Annotated in this window: 15 protein-coding genes, 2 tRNA genes and 1 other annotated feature; of the genes, 9 read left to right on the top strand and 8 right to left on the bottom strand. The window is 38.1% G+C overall.

The window, feature by feature from the left end; all coding sequences use genetic code 11:
- Positions 1-100 precede the first annotated feature (100 nt).
- Positions 101-1,114 carry an aspartate--ammonia ligase gene (asnA, locus tag JEM49_RS04535; protein ID WP_201873861.1) on the bottom strand — a complete coding sequence of 338 codons (1,014 nt, stop codon included), beginning with the start codon at positions 1,112-1,114 and terminating at the stop codon, positions 101-103.
- Positions 1,115-1,174: 60 nt separating this feature from the next.
- Positions 1,175-1,422: a binding site (T-box leader), on the bottom strand.
- A 126-nt stretch (positions 1,423-1,548) separates the two neighbouring features.
- Between asnA and JEM49_RS04540 the strand changes: the two genes are divergently transcribed.
- The gene (locus JEM49_RS04540) at positions 1,549-2,604 is read left to right on the top strand and encodes a DUF871 domain-containing protein (protein ID WP_191451122.1); all 1,056 of its coding nucleotides are present in this window, start codon (positions 1,549-1,551) and stop codon (positions 2,602-2,604) included.
- A gap of 83 nt (positions 2,605-2,687) precedes the next feature.
- Here JEM49_RS04540 and JEM49_RS04545 read toward each other — a convergent pair.
- The 3 genes from JEM49_RS04545 to JEM49_RS04555 form a co-directional block, all read right to left on the bottom strand.
- A tRNA-Pro gene (locus JEM49_RS04545) sits at positions 2,688-2,761 on the bottom strand.
- 8 nt (positions 2,762-2,769) lie between these two features.
- A tRNA-Arg gene (locus tag JEM49_RS04550) sits at positions 2,770-2,843 on the bottom strand.
- Positions 2,844-3,043: 200 nt separating this feature from the next.
- Positions 3,044-4,036, bottom strand: a complete 993-nt coding sequence (locus tag JEM49_RS04555) for a GMP reductase (protein ID WP_201873864.1) — start codon at positions 4,034-4,036, stop codon at positions 3,044-3,046.
- A gap of 197 nt (positions 4,037-4,233) precedes the next feature.
- On the opposite strand from JEM49_RS04555, the gene JEM49_RS04560 reads away from it, so the two are divergent.
- The 7 genes from JEM49_RS04560 to JEM49_RS04590 all read left to right on the top strand — a co-directional run bounded on the left by JEM49_RS04560 (position 4,234) and on the right by JEM49_RS04590 (position 10,689).
- The gene (locus JEM49_RS04560) at positions 4,234-5,523 is read left to right on the top strand and encodes an adenylosuccinate synthase (protein WP_087176899.1); all 1,290 of its coding nucleotides are present in this window, start codon (positions 4,234-4,236) and stop codon (positions 5,521-5,523) included.
- A 3-nt stretch (positions 5,524-5,526) separates the two neighbouring features.
- The gene (gene purB, locus JEM49_RS04565) at positions 5,527-6,822 is read left to right on the top strand and encodes an adenylosuccinate lyase (protein WP_087176900.1); all 1,296 of its coding nucleotides are present in this window, start codon (positions 5,527-5,529) and stop codon (positions 6,820-6,822) included.
- A gap of 85 nt (positions 6,823-6,907) precedes the next feature.
- Positions 6,908-7,267 (top strand): hypothetical protein, encoded by a 360-nt coding sequence (locus JEM49_RS04570; protein ID WP_013438734.1) that lies wholly within the window; start codon positions 6,908-6,910, stop codon positions 7,265-7,267.
- A gap of 92 nt (positions 7,268-7,359) precedes the next feature.
- Positions 7,360-7,854 (top strand): hypothetical protein, encoded by a 495-nt coding sequence (locus tag JEM49_RS04575; protein ID WP_201873866.1) that lies wholly within the window; start codon positions 7,360-7,362, stop codon positions 7,852-7,854.
- A 261-nt stretch (positions 7,855-8,115) separates the two neighbouring features.
- Positions 8,116-8,757, top strand: a complete 642-nt coding sequence (locus JEM49_RS04580) for a hypothetical protein (protein WP_098037091.1) — start codon at positions 8,116-8,118, stop codon at positions 8,755-8,757.
- Positions 8,758-8,855: 98 nt separating this feature from the next.
- A complete protein-coding gene (locus JEM49_RS04585) occupies positions 8,856-9,776 on the top strand; it encodes a DMT family transporter (protein ID WP_201873868.1) in 921 nt (306 codons plus the stop codon).
- Complete coding sequence (locus JEM49_RS04590) at positions 9,769-10,689, top strand: EamA family transporter (RefSeq protein ID WP_201873870.1); 921 nt, start codon at positions 9,769-9,771, stop codon at positions 10,687-10,689. The genes JEM49_RS04585 and JEM49_RS04590 overlap by 8 nt, the downstream gene beginning before the upstream one ends.
- A 12-nt stretch (positions 10,690-10,701) precedes the next feature.
- Here the strand turns inward: JEM49_RS04590 and JEM49_RS04595 are convergent, their stop codons facing one another.
- Positions 10,702-11,058: an ABC transporter substrate-binding protein gene (locus JEM49_RS04595; RefSeq protein ID WP_201873872.1), complete on the bottom strand. Its 357-nt coding sequence runs from the start codon at positions 11,056-11,058 to the stop codon at positions 10,702-10,704.
- A gap of 226 nt (positions 11,059-11,284) precedes the next feature.
- Between JEM49_RS04595 and JEM49_RS04600 the strand changes: the two genes are divergently transcribed.
- Positions 11,285-11,770, top strand: a complete 486-nt coding sequence (locus tag JEM49_RS04600; protein WP_087176594.1) for a C40 family peptidase — start codon at positions 11,285-11,287, stop codon at positions 11,768-11,770.
- A 46-nt stretch (positions 11,771-11,816) separates the two neighbouring features.
- On the opposite strand, the gene JEM49_RS04605 is transcribed toward JEM49_RS04600, so the two are convergent.
- The 3 genes from JEM49_RS04605 to JEM49_RS04615 form a co-directional block, all read right to left on the bottom strand.
- Positions 11,817-12,503, bottom strand: coding sequence for a type 1 glutamine amidotransferase (locus tag JEM49_RS04605; RefSeq protein WP_087176611.1), 687 nt, complete (start codon positions 12,501-12,503; stop codon positions 11,817-11,819).
- A 66-nt stretch (positions 12,504-12,569) separates the two neighbouring features.
- Positions 12,570-12,782: a hypothetical protein gene (locus JEM49_RS04610; protein WP_087176595.1), complete on the bottom strand. Its 213-nt coding sequence runs from the start codon at positions 12,780-12,782 to the stop codon at positions 12,570-12,572.
- A gap of 32 nt (positions 12,783-12,814) precedes the next feature.
- Positions 12,815-13,810 (bottom strand): SEC10/PgrA surface exclusion domain-containing protein, encoded by a 996-nt coding sequence (locus JEM49_RS04615; protein ID WP_201873875.1) that lies wholly within the window; start codon positions 13,808-13,810, stop codon positions 12,815-12,817.
- Positions 13,811-13,859: the final 49 nt, after the last annotated feature.

The raw sequence follows: 13,859 nt of genomic DNA on the forward strand, positions 1-13,859 counted from the left end.
TATAGAAAAAGAACGATGATTTTCGCGAAGAATTTCATCGTTCTTTTTTCATGGCCTAGGATTTAGTTTTTTCCCAGACACTTTGTGTAGTAGAAAAATTTTACAATAATTCAATCTGATCTTCTTCACACTTTTTAACCATGTCTTCTGGCCAAATACTTGCTTGAACTTCACCGATATGAGCCTTACCAAGTAAAAGCATGCATAGACGTGATTGACCGATACCACCACCGATTGAGTATGGCAATGCGCCTTGCAAAAGCATTTGGTGGAATGGCAACTTAGCACGTTCTTCACAATGTGCCTTCTTCAGTTGTTCCTTCAAGCTTTCTTCGCTGACGCGGATACCCATTGATGAAATTTCAATCTTACTTTGAAGAGGTTCATACCAGAAAATCAAATCACCGTTTAATTGCCAGTCATCGTAGTCAGGTGCACGACCATCATGAGGCTTACCGCTACGCTTCAACTTGTCACCAATCTTCATGATAAAGACGGCCTTTTCTTCCTTGGCAATCATGTTTTCACGTTCATCTGGTGAAAGCTCAGGCCAGCGGTCTTCAAGCTCTTGGGTAGTAATGAATGAAACGTGATCAGCCAAGCGATAAGTAGAACCAGGGTAGCGCGCAGATACTAATTTTTCAGTTTCCTTAATAGCTCTAAAAATTTTGGTAACAGTGATTTCCAAAGTATCGGTGTTACGTTCTTCCTTGCGGATAACTTTTTCCCAGTCCCATTGGTCAACGTAAATGGAGTGGAAGTTGTCTAAATCTTCATCGCGGCGAATGGCGTTCATGTTAGTGTAAAGACCTTCGTGCATCCCAAAACCATACTTCTTAAGGGCGAGTCGCTTCCACTTAGCAAGAGAGTGGACTACTTCAATGGTGTCGTCCTTAGGCATTGCCTTCATATCAAAAGCAACAGGACGTTCAACCCCGTTTAAGTTGTCGTTTAAACCAGTCTTTTGTTCAACAAACATTGGGGCAGACATTCTTTGTACACCGAGAATAGAAGCGAGCTTATCTTGGAAAGTTTCACGGATAAAAACAATTGCTGCTTCAGTATCACGAACTGTCAATGTTGGACGGTAATCTTTAGGTAAAATAAGTGTCATAATAAATCCTCTTTCTCGAAAATATTTGAGAGTAAAGAAAAAGCCCTTCGCTCCCTGTAATCTAGGGACGAAAGGCTTTTTTCCGCGGTACCACCCACATTGTCTAATTATATAGACCTCTTAATGAAGCACCATCATGCTCCACCGGTGTGGTAACGTGCCGGAGACGTCTCAACCTACTTTAAGAATTGTTATTTCGGTGAGCTGCTAAAAGTGTTTTTCAATAATCCAGGGTCTATTAGTTTCGCACTAACACTAATTCACTGGAGAGAAATAGATTATTTACTCGTCTTTTTCATAGCTTTTTAATTTATTTGATATATATATTTAACAGTATTTCCCTAAAAAAAGCAAGCCAAAAATGTGATATGATAATTTAGAAATCGGTTTACTTATAGACATAAAAGAAAATAATATTACTTTAGAGGATTAAAATGTTAGGTTTTTCTGTTTATCTCGGACATGATTTAACAGCCGAGAATTATAATTATTTATTGATGATGCGCAATAGTGGTTTTATGTGCGTATTCACCCAACTGGAAGTTCCTGATACAGAAAATGATATTGTATTAAAGCGACTAGCTAATTTAGTTAATTGGTGCCAAAAATTAGACTTAAAAATTGTGGCAGATGTATCAGAAGAAGTTTTGCATAAGCTAAATATTAATGGCATAGATCAAATTAAAAGCTTAAATTTAACAGGCTTGCGGATGGATGATGGCTTTAGTATGGAAACCATTGCCAAATTATCTAAGGAAATGCCCATCGTTCTGAATGCCAGCACGATTACGCAAGATGATATTGATAATTTGAAATATAGCAATGCTAACTTTGATAATTTGACAGCGGGGCATAATTTTTATCCGCGTCCTGAAACGGGACTTGATGCACATTGGATGCAAGAAAAGAATAAATGGCTCCATAAATATAATTTGAAAACGTCAGCCTTTATTTCGGGAAATGGTAAGTTGCGTGGACCGATCTTTGCGGGCTTGCCTACACTTGAAAAACAAAGAAATGAAAATCCACTTGCAGCAATTTTAGAATTACAAAAACTAGATTGTGATGATATTTTTGTAGGTGATCCGCAATTGACTAAGGATACAATTGAATCGATTACCAATTACCAAAAAGAAAAAGCTATTACATTGCATTTGGATACTGAAATTCCAGAATTATTTGAAAATGACTGGCATAATCGTCCTGATGTGGCAAGAGATGTAGTACGGCTAAAGGAAAGTAGAGAAAAGCAATTATTGTCGACAGAGCCACAAGACAATATTTATGCTCGGCCTAAAGGCAGCGTAACAGTTGATAATGATTTATATCAGCGATATAAGAGTGAAATTGAAGTAACTAAGTGTGATTTGCCGCGAAATGAAAAGGTTAATGTGCTGGCACAAGTAAAAGACTATGATTTGCCATTGCTTGATTATATTGGTGCTGATATGCGGGTCATTTTCAGAAAAGCGAATGCAAATAGTATTTAGTGAAGAAGTATTTCTTAGGAAATACTTCTTTTTTGTACAAAAAAAGAGATGAATCAAAGATCCATCTCAAAAAGTAGATATTATCGGGAAAACAGGATTCGAACCTGCGACCCCCTGGTCCCAAACCAGGTGCTCTACCAAACTGAGCCATTTCCCGTTTTTAAGTGCGCCCTGAAGGATTTGAACCTTCAACCTTCTGATTCGTAGTCAGACACTCTATCCAGTTGCGCTAAGGGCGCGTCTATCAACTCAATTAGTATAACATAAATATAAACGATGTCCAATATTTTTTTGCAAGAAAAAAAGCCTAGTTACTGTCTACCCTCCAGTAACTAGACCTATACTATTCTATCGAAAAAATGATAATAAAACTATCTTATTACAAAATAATTAACAAAAAATAATCAAAATGCAAATATTTTGTACTAAAAATGTCTAATTATCTATCCCCATCGAAGATATTGTCTTTGACGATGACGTAATCAACGAGTTTGATGGAGTTCAAATCGCGTCCGCCCGCATATGAAATTGATGATTGTAGATCTTCTTTCATTTCACGCAAAGTATCTTTAATTGATCCGCGATAGGGCACAAGCATTTGTTTACCCTCTACATTCTTGTAGGCACCTTTTTGTACTGCAGAGGCTGAGCCCCAATATTGCTTATAAGTTTTGCCATTAATTTTGATAACATTGCCGGGAGATTCCTCGTGACCAGCAAAAAGTGAACCGATCATCACCATAGTTGCTCCAAAGCGAACGGACTTCGCAATATCACCGTTATGACGAATACCACCGTCTGCGATTAATGGTTTTGAAGCCACCTTACTACACATACGAAGTGCGGCCAGTTGCCATCCACCTGTACCAAATCCTGTCTTGAGTTTGGTGATGCAGGCACGACCAGGACCAACACCAACTTTAGTGGCATCAGCGCCGGCATTTTCAAGTTCACGTACGGCTTCTGGTGTAGCAATGTTACCAGCAGTCAAAAATGAATCAGGCAATTTTTCCTTAATGTACTTGATCATCTTAATTACATAAACTGAATGACCATGGGCTACATCGATTGAGATGTATTCAGGCTTAAGGTTTTGCTTAACCAATTCGTCGATAAAATCATATTCACTATCTTTAATACCGACTGAAATAGAAGCAAAGAGGCCCTTTTCGTGCATCATCTTGATAAAAGGAATTCTCTTCTCTGGTTCAAAACGGTGCATTACATAGTAATAACCGTTTTCTGCTAACCAAACGGCCAAGTCATCATTAATGACGCTTTCCATATTAGCTGGTACAACCGGTATTTTAAATGTTCGGCTTCCGAACCTTACGCTAGTATCCGCGTCACGACGGCTTTTGATGATTCCTTTATTAGGAATAAGTTGGATATCATCATAATCAAAGGCTTCCATACTAAAATAATTACTCAATTTGATTTGCTCCTTATGTAGTGCTTTACCAAACGAAAACTACTATATGGGATAAAATTTAATTTGTCAATATAGAAATCGAACTATGAAAGAAAATAAAAATAAAATAATTCGGATTTCGCATTGACTAATAATTTACAAATTGCTAGACTAGCTTACGTAATATTTATAGAAATTTTTTATGAGGTGAATTTCAAATGACAGCAGTTGCAGTCGTAGGTAGTCAATGGGGCGATGAAGGGAAAGGAAAGATTACTGACTTTTTGAGTAAAGAAGCCGCAATGGCAGTTCGCTCAAATGGTGGTAACAACGCAGGCCACACAATTGATATTGATGGCAAAGAGTTCAAGATGCGTTTGATTCCTTCCGGTATTTTTGCCGCATCTAAGGGTGCAGTAATTGGTAACGGTGTAGTTATCAACCCAGAAGTTATGTTTGGTGAACTTGATAACTTGGAAAAGAACGGAATCGACACCAGCAAGTTAAGAATTTCTAACCGTGCTAACATCATCATGCCTTACGACATTAAGCAAGATGAATACCAAGAAGAAGCTAAGGGTGCTAACAAAATTGGTACTACTAAGAATGGTATTGGACCAACTTACATGGACAAGGCTTCAAGAATCGGTATTCGCGTTTGTGATTTACTTGAAAAAGATACTTTTGAAGAAAAATTACGCCTTAACTTGAAACTTAAGAACGAATTATTTACTAAGGTTTATGGTAAGCCAGCTCTTAAGTTTGAAGACATCTTTGACAAGTACTATGAATACGGCCAAAAGATGAAGAAATACGTTACTGATACTTCAGTTTTAGTTAACGATGCACTTGATAACGGCGAAAAGGTCCTCTTTGAAGGTGCACAAGGTACTATGCTTGATATTGACGAAGGTACTTACCCATACGTAACTTCATCAAACACTATCTCAGGCGGTATCTGCTCAGGTATTGGTATGGGTGCTAACCGTTTGAACACTGTAATCGGTGTCTGCAAGGCTTACACCACTCGTGTTGGTGAAGGTCCATTCCCAACTGAACTTCTTGATGAAGTTGGTGACAGAATTCGTGACACTGCTCATGAATACGGTACTGTTACCGGTCGTCCACGTCGTGTTGGTTGGTTCGACTCCGTTGCCCTTCGTCACGCTAAGCGTGTGTCAGGCATTAACGGCTTAAGCTTGAACTTGCTTGATATCTTCTCAGGCTTTGACAAGATTAAGATTGCTACTGCTTACGAACTTGATGGTAAGAAGATTGATTACTACCCAGCAAGTTTGAAGGAACTTTACCGTTGTAAACCTGTTTATGAAGAACTTCCAGCATGGGATGAAGATATTACTCAAGTTAAGACTTGGGATGCTCTTCCAGAAAATGCTAAGAAGTTCTTGAATCGTGTTTCAGAATTGGTCGGTGTACCACTTGTTACTGTTTCAGTTGGTCCTGACCGTGAACAAACTATCGTATTGAAGAATCCATGGGAAATGTAATTTATGATTAATCGTTATACTCGACCCGAAATGGGCAAAATCTGGACTGATGAAAATAAATACGCAGCTTGGCTTGAAGTAGAAATTGCTGCTACTAGAGCTTGGGCTGAACAAGGCGAAGTACCAAAAGAAGATGCAGAAAAGATTGCTAAGAATGCATCATTTACTGCAGAACGTGTGGCAGAACTTGAACAAGTTACTCATCACGACGTTGTAGCCTTCACCCGTACGGTTTCTGAAAGCCTTGGTCCTGAAAAGAAGTGGGTTCACTTCGGCCTTACTTCTACTGATGTAGTAGATACTGCACAAGGACTTTTGCTTAAGCAAGCCGATGAAATCATTAGAAAAGATTTGCATGAATTAAAGGAAACCATTGCGGAAAAGGCTAGAAAGTACAAGTACACTGTTGAAATGGGTCGTACCCACGGTGTGCAAGCTGAACCTACTACTTTTGGTTTGAAGCTTGCTCGTTGGTATGCCGAAATTAACCGTGATATTGAACGTTTTGAACACGCAGCCAAAGGGGTAGAATCAGGTAAAATTTCTGGTGCTGTTGGTACTTTTGCTAACGTTCCACCTGAGATCGAAACCAGTGTTATGAAGCAACTCGGTTTAACGCAACAACCAATCACCAGCCAAGTATTGCCACGTGATTTGCACGCAGAATACATCGCAATGCTTGCTTTGATTGCAACCAGTATTGAAAACTGGGCTACTGAAATTCGTGGACTTCAAAGAAGTGAAATTCATGAAGTTGAAGAACACTTCCGTGCAGGTCAAAAGGGTTCTTCCGCAATGCCTCACAAGCGTAATCCTATTGGCTCAGAAAATCTTTGTGGTATGGCCCGGGTATTGCGTGGTCATGTCGTTACAGCTTACGAAGACGTTGCCCTTTGGCACGAACGTGATATTTCTCACTCAAGTGCTGAACGTGTAATTTTGCCTGATACCACAATCGGTATCGACTACATGTTGCACCGCTTCAACCGTATTTTGAGCAACTTGGATGTCTTCCCAGAAACTATGCTCAAGAACATGGATCGTACCTACGGTTTGATTTACTCACAACGTGTGCTTCTTAAGTTGATTGACGAAGCAGGACTTTCTCGTGAAAAGGCCTATGATATGGTTCAAAAGTTGACTGCTAAGTCATGGAACGAGCAAAAACAATTTAAACCTCTAGTTGAAAATAGCGAAATTATGAACTACCTTTCTAAAGAAGACGTTGATGATGCCTTTGATTATCACTATCACTTACGTCATGTTGATGATATCTTCAAGAAGTGTGGTTTGGACTAATTGATAAAATACCTAATAAAGAAGCGTTTGGAGAAATTCCAAGCGCTTTTTTGGTACAATGGGAACATGTTAGAGGGAAAATATCATGAAAAAATTTGGTTCATTTGTTGTTAGATTAATCGTATTGCTTGCTGGTATTGCCCTAGCGGGTTTTCTTGTTTGGCAGTTATTCACTGATGCCACTTTACTTGACGTAGATGTTCAAACTAAGGGTCCAGTTATTGTCGTAATCTATAGTTTGATTGCATTAATTTCATTAGGTGCTGGAGCTAGTTTCTTTACAGATAAAAATTTAGGCTCAACTATTTTCTTGGGAGCAGTTTTAACAGTAATTGCTCTAATTCTTTGGGTGCAAAATCAAGATTTAGCTAATATTTATCGTTGGTACTTTATTTATGGATTGCTAGTTTCAGTGTTGAGTCCATTTTTTAGAAAAGAAGACTAAAAAACAAATTCCGAAAAAATTTCGCACCTTTTTTGCGTAATAAATAGTAGAGAGTAAAAACTCTACTACTTTTTTTGGAATGAGGTTTTGATATGTTAAATGATGAATTATCAGCAGAGATGGTTGACCACTTAACTGCTGGAATTTTGAAGAAATACAATGAGCATTTATTATCTGCGGTACAGCGAGTATTTCCAGAACTCGATATAGCAGAGGTGCAGTCACTTGATGATATGAATAGAAATGCTCTGGGAGAACGAGCAGTAGTTCACGCAATCGCACGAGATAAGCAGCGTAATAAATATGGCTTGATTATCCAAGTGGGTTCACAACGTGAGGGTGAAAATATTTTGGAAATTGCCAATGGCTATCAAGAAGAAATTATCTTTGGCGGACTAGGGGGATGCCCTGAAAATGAATTCAAGGCTTCATATGTGGTATTTTTCTGCCGTGAAGATCCATTTGGTAAAGGGAAATTTCGTTATGAATATTTTGGCGGCAAGTATGATAAAAGAACTGGAAAGACTACACCAGCACCTAATGTAATTTTCTTCAATTTAGATAATGAAGATGAAGAAATTTTTTAGAAAATATAGCTATGTATTTGTTTAAGAAACACAATTAGAACAAAATGAGAATAAGTATCGAGCTATCAGATGTATATATCTGGATTTAAATAATTAAATTAAGTCATTAAAAATGTATATATAGTTGAAAATAACACGTATAAAAGGCGAAAATATAGGGATTTTACGCCTTTTTATTTTTTAGAAAAAATGATGGACAAATCGAAAAGAAGGAATATAATTCTAGTTAAATTAGACAAATGATTAAAAAAGGGTGAGAATATGAATGGGCAAATGGACGACCACATGAACAAGCAAGAGCTTAATCATTGGTTACATAGTCGTAAATGGAAGAGAATATTGTTGATCTCAGAATTCGTTTATGTAGTAATTCTGATGTTGACACTAGTTTTTAACTTTTCTGTTTTCATGCATTTAGTAGTATTTCAAGGGATAGCAATTTTCATTTATTTATTAGTCGGTTGGATCTTCGATAAAGGTGATTCAGCTGTCAGCTTTAAAAAGCGTGATACATTATGGGAAACGATTACTAGCATTCGTCTTAATCGTTTATTCTTTATCAGATTTTTCGAAATAGTTACTTTCTGGGTAAATGTAGCAGCAGATATTGCATTTGGACGTAAACTCTGGGACGATATTTTGAATGCACCATTAAAAATCCAACACGCGACGGCGCTTGAGAATGCGTCACTTTACGGCGATTTTGCTTGTGTAATCTTGCTAGCAATAGTCTTTATTGCTATTATTGTTGCAAATAAAAAGACGATGCGTGTTTCTGCGATTTTAGCAATAGTATTTTTACTCGCAGTTTTACCTATCCAGCATGAGATGTTGGTTCCTGTCATTATAGGAATTATTGGTAGTGTTAGTGCAATCGTGCTTTCCTTACAAGCTAAACTGTAAAAATTTAAAATGAATAAAAAATTAACGGACTAGTTCAAGCTAGTCCGTTTTTGTTATGATATAGGTTGCTAGTTTAGTATAGTTGAGGGTTAAGAAGAATGGTTACACAAAAACAACGTCGTCTTTGGGCATTTTTTGCTGCCCTAGCCTGTGTTATGTGGGGAATCTCCGGTTTATTTGCCAAGAGCTTATTTAATACGAGTCCGTCCATCACGCCAATGTGGCTTTCACAAATCAGAATGGTCACATCTGGTATTATCTTGTTGATCGTAGCTGGATTTTTAAAGCAAAAGCCAATCGCCACGATGAAGAATAAACATGATGCTTGGGTAATTATTGCTTACGGTATTTTTGGTTTATTACCCGTGCAATTATTTTACTTTATCGTTGTGCAACAAGCTAACGCTTCAATTGCCACAATTTTACAGTTCATCGGTCCATTTTTCGTAATGGCATATTTAGCCTTTACGCATAAACAAGTAATGCGCCGGATTGATGTGATTGCAGCGATCTGTGCCTTTATTGGGGTTGTTTTGCTTGCGACACACGGTCGTTTTAATCACTTTGCCATTACGCCAAGCGTTTTATTCTGGGGCTTGCTCTCAGCCGTTGGTGTAGCAACTAATACCTTGATTCCGATCGGTGTTTTAAAACGCGTTTCAAGCTTAGTCGTTACAGGTTGGGGCCTTTTATCTGCAGGAATCTGCTTGATGATTGTTCACCCACAGATGCCACATATTCCTAATACGCCACACGTTTGGCTTGATGTGGCTACCGTAATTGTAATTGGTACTCTGATTCCATTCCAGCTAATGACTAATTCACTTAGATTCATCAAAGCTTCTACGGCAAGTTTGCTTGATGCGTTTGAACCATTCTCTGCAACGGTTGGTTCAGTTATCTGCTTTGGCTTAGTAATGACGCCAATGGATTGGATTGGCTCAATCTTAGTTGTTGTAGCTGCAATGGCTTTGAATATTTCTCCAAGAAAGAAAAAGGGAAAATTGAATAATGATTGATCCAAAAACACGTAGACTGTGGACTTTTCTGGCAGCCTTAGCCGCTGTCATGTGGGGAATCTCCGGTCTTTTTGCTAAAGGTTTATTCAATATTAGTGATAAAATAACGCCGATGTGGTTGACCCAAATTCGGTTGATTATTTCAGGAATCGTACTTCTGCTTTTGGCAGGAGCCTTAAAGCAAAAGCCACTTGCTACATTAAAGAATAAGCATGATGCGTTAGTAATTTTCGCTTACGGAATCTTCGGATTATTGCCCGTGCAATTATTTTATTTCATGTGTATTCAGGTAGCTAACGCTTCGATCGCTACTATCTTACAATTCATCGGCCCATTTTTCGTATTAGGATATTTGGCTTTTACTCATAAGCAAGTCATGCGTAGGTTGGATATCTTGGCTGCGATTGCGGCTTTCATCGGTGTCTTTTTGCTGTCAACGCACGGACAATTTGATCATTTGGCCATTACGCCGGTCGCATTATTCTGGGGTCTGCTTTCAGCAGTAGGTGAAGCAACATATACTCTGATTCCAGTTAATATTGTTAAAAGAGTATCCAGCATGGTGGTGACTGGCTGGGGGATGCTGTTTGCAGGAATCAGTTTGGTGATTATCCATCCGCAATTCCAAGCTATTCCTAATAAGCCAGCTGTTTGGTTATATACCAGTGCCGTAATTATCATTGGAACGATTATCCCATTTCAGATTATGGCTAACGCCTTGCGTTACGTTATTCCATCCACAGCCAGCTTGCTTGATGCATTTGAACCGTTCTCCGCAACGGTAGGCTCAGTTCTCTGTTTTGGTTTAGTTATGATGCCAATGGACTGGGTAGGTTCAATTCTGGTTGTGCTAGCAGCTATGGCTTTGAACTTAACACCAAAACAGCCAAAGAAACATAAAGTACATGAATAAAAAAGAGAGGTTTTAATCGACCTCTCTTTTTTTGAAATAAATTAAATTAGTTAAACAGACAAGTAATGTAATAATACCGTAAATAATAAAAATTACGATGATTAAGGCAAGAGATGAAAACTCAATCCAAAAGAAGACGGAAACCGAGATTAAGATGCCTGCTAGGATGATAGTTACTAGATTCAGCTTCTTGAATTGTAAGGTGATTCCTGAAGCAAAGGTGCAGGCGGTTGCGATAGATAGGCAGACTAGGTCGATCATTGATGGGGCATAGTTCGCTAAATCACGGAATTCTGAGACCAAAGAAAGCCCCAGAATTAAGGCGATAAGTATTAAAAAATGTCGTGCATAACTGTCTATTTTCTCCATATTGTTTGTTCAACTCCTGTAATCAATGTTAATAGCATATAGAAAAGTGAAAAATTTTTCAAGTTGAGCAAAAAGAGATAGGCGTTTTCTTGTCAAAATTACAAAATGAGACATTTTCTGTAGTTTTGCTTAATTAGATAGTATTACTTTTAAAACATAGTTGTAATATTTCTCAGGTAATATATAAAGCGTCGAAAGATAAAAAGTAATTAAGGAGAAATGTCAATTGAGTTTTAGACGTAATTTAGTTAAGTTTGCCGCAGTTTTATCAGTATTCTTTACAGGAATTTCATTTATTAATGTTCCTAACCAAACACAAACTGTGCACGCAGCAGAGCAAAGCACTACAGAAAAACGTGAAGCAGTTGCTGGTCTTGCTAAAAAGCAAGTAGGTAAGCGTTACGTTTACGGCGCTACTGGCCCTTCAGCCTTTGACTGCTCTGGCTTAGCTCAATACGTTTATAAAAAAGCCGCTAAAAAGACATTACCAAGAACTACTTATGGTCAAGTTACTAAGGGTAAAAAGGTTTCGTTAAGCCATCTTAAAAAAGGTGACTTATTATTCTGGGGTTCAGCTTCAGCTCCTTACCACGTTGGTATTTATGTTGGTAATGGACAATATGTGCATGCTGCAACTCCTAGTCAAGGGGTGAGAAAGCAGGCTATCAGTGCCTACTTTTATCCCTCAGCTGCTAAACGTGTTTTAAATTAATTTGATAATGAAAAAGCCCAGTCAGAAATTCTGACTGGGTCATTTTTTATTCTGTGACTTTTTTGGCTTCACTAACACGTTCTTGATGCCAAGCGATAATCATTTTCATGATGGCATTAGCAACATTAGTATTTTTAAGTAGTGGGCCATGTGAGTATGAACCGATGAAGTTACGGTAGCGCAGGCCTTCAACGTGGTCTTGTGGGTTGTTGCCGTAGCCTTCGATCATGTCGCCGAGGGGATGCAACTTGTCTTTGTTGTCGAAGTAAGTTTGACCTGAGTGGTTTTCAAAAGCCTTAACTTCACCCCATTCGGTCATGTAACGAGTATCACCGATCATTCTCTTGTCTGACTTGAAGACAGTATGCAATGGCAAAATGCCCAAACCAGGAATCGTTACACCAGAATTTGTCTTGTAGTAGTCCCCCATTAATTGGTAACCACCACAGATGCAGAGCATTGGCTTGTCACTATTGATGTATTTTTCAAGCGTTTCTTTGTGTCTTGGCAAATCTTTAGCAACCACAGTTTGTTCGAAGTCTTGGCCACCACCGAAGAATACGAAGTCGTAGTCAAAAGCGTTGAAGTCGTCACCAAGTGAAATGTTATCAACTTGTGTGTCATAGCCTTCACGCTTAAGCAAAAAACGAAGAATTTTAACATCGCCGGAATCACCGTAGGTGTTCATCAAGTCTTCGTAAAGATATGCAATTTTGATTAATTTATCGCTCATTTTATCATCCCTTATTTGCTTAGAAATTCATGTCCTTAGTATAACCTAAATCGATTTAGATGTGCGTTAAAAGGTTTTAAAATATAGGTTAATTAATGAATTAAGTTTTTTAACGATAATGTAAATTAACGTAGTTGCAACAATGCTAGAAATTACCACAAGCCATTCAGTAGAATCGATTGGGTTATGTGTCAGCAGCTTGCAACCGATGAAACCAATTTGATAAATCAGATTGCAGAAGTAGACTATGTTAAAAATAGTTTTAAGTGTAATCTTCATTTTGAATTCGCTATATTTTTAAAGCTTGCTTACTAAGGCAAGAAGATGAAGTGAGTAACGTACATGTCATCTGCAGCCTTAGTATATGAAACAGCGACTCTGCTCAATTCACCGCCATCGGTTCCAGCAATACTTGCAGCATGATGCCATTCCCAGCTAATAGTGTTGAAGAGGTAAGCCATGATGCTGTTGTAGACGAATTCCTTCATTTCAGTCATGTTCTTAGGCTTAGTATATTGGCAATCCATATCTTCAGCCCAACCGCCATATGAATCTAAAGCTCGGTGCAAGCCATCAACGTCATGACCAGCATCGTAGGCATAATGATCATGGTTATATTCACTTGCTACTCTGTCGGCAGCAGCTAAAACTTCATCATCTGTGCTGACACTAGGTGCACCAAGAGCAGCTCTAGCTTCATTAATTAATTCAACGGCAAAATCGTTTAGGCGCTTTTTTTGATCATTGGTTAAATGATAGAAGTCAACTTTTTCTTTATCGTCGGCTGGTGATTCTGCGATAAAGATATTAGAATCCATGCCTTCTTCAGTGGCTTTTTTTAATTTATCAGTAGCATGATCAGTTTGATCCGCTTGAGCCACGTCTTCTAACTTGTAATCTATCGGCATGACCATTTCATTTTTTCCATAAAGCTTAAAAGATATAGGAACGATATCTACGCTGTGATCAGGATAGGTGACTTTGATCTTGGCATCTCCAGATGAATATGAATCAGGTTGATTGATTTCTGGTTTCTTCTTCCAAGAGTAGTGCGTACCTTTGGGTAATTTGCCAGTATTAATTAATGACTTAGCATCAGGTAAACTACTTTGACCAATAATGTAGGCGGGATGCTTCTTGAGCAGGCGTGGACGATATTTAGCAGCTTGACGTTTTTTATGGTGTTTTTTCTTAGTTTTAGCAGCTAATAAAACTTGTGGTTGATTAATAGTAGTGTTGATTAGAGCATCGCTACCTACTGCTAGTATTGTAGCTGTAGCGAGGCCTAGTAATAATTTATTTTTCATTCAAACTCCCTTTTCTTAACAATTATGATTAATTGAATACAATTTAAAA

It is taken from the genome of Lactobacillus sp. A27, assembly GCF_016742815.1.
GTDB lineage: Bacteria > Bacillota > Bacilli > Lactobacillales > Lactobacillaceae > Lactobacillus > Lactobacillus gallinarum.

Excerpts from the sequence above, each read along its gene's own strand:
- asnA (WP_201873861.1), bottom strand. The coding sequence starts at position 1,114 with ATGACACTTATTTTACCTAAAGATTACCGTCCAACATTGACAGTTCGT.
- JEM49_RS04540 (WP_191451122.1), top strand. The coding sequence starts at position 1,549 with ATGTTAGGTTTTTCTGTTTATCTCGGACATGATTTAACAGCCGAGAAT.
- JEM49_RS04560 (WP_087176899.1), top strand. The coding sequence starts at position 4,234 with ATGACAGCAGTTGCAGTCGTAGGTAGTCAATGGGGCGATGAAGGGAAA.
- purB (WP_087176900.1), top strand. The coding sequence starts at position 5,527 with ATGATTAATCGTTATACTCGACCCGAAATGGGCAAAATCTGGACTGAT.
- JEM49_RS04570 (WP_013438734.1), top strand. The coding sequence starts at position 6,908 with ATGAAAAAATTTGGTTCATTTGTTGTTAGATTAATCGTATTGCTTGCT.
- JEM49_RS04575 (WP_201873866.1), top strand. The coding sequence starts at position 7,360 with ATGTTAAATGATGAATTATCAGCAGAGATGGTTGACCACTTAACTGCT.
- JEM49_RS04580 (WP_098037091.1), top strand. The coding sequence starts at position 8,116 with ATGAATGGGCAAATGGACGACCACATGAACAAGCAAGAGCTTAATCAT.
- JEM49_RS04585 (WP_201873868.1), top strand. The coding sequence starts at position 8,856 with ATGGTTACACAAAAACAACGTCGTCTTTGGGCATTTTTTGCTGCCCTA.
- JEM49_RS04590 (WP_201873870.1), top strand. The coding sequence starts at position 9,769 with ATGATTGATCCAAAAACACGTAGACTGTGGACTTTTCTGGCAGCCTTA.
- JEM49_RS04595 (WP_201873872.1), bottom strand. The coding sequence starts at position 11,058 with ATGGAGAAAATAGACAGTTATGCACGACATTTTTTAATACTTATCGCC.
- JEM49_RS04605 (WP_087176611.1), bottom strand. The coding sequence starts at position 12,503 with ATGAGCGATAAATTAATCAAAATTGCATATCTTTACGAAGACTTGATG.
- JEM49_RS04610 (WP_087176595.1), bottom strand. The coding sequence starts at position 12,782 with ATGAAGATTACACTTAAAACTATTTTTAACATAGTCTACTTCTGCAAT.
- JEM49_RS04615 (WP_201873875.1), bottom strand. The coding sequence starts at position 13,810 with ATGAAAAATAAATTATTACTAGGCCTCGCTACAGCTACAATACTAGCA.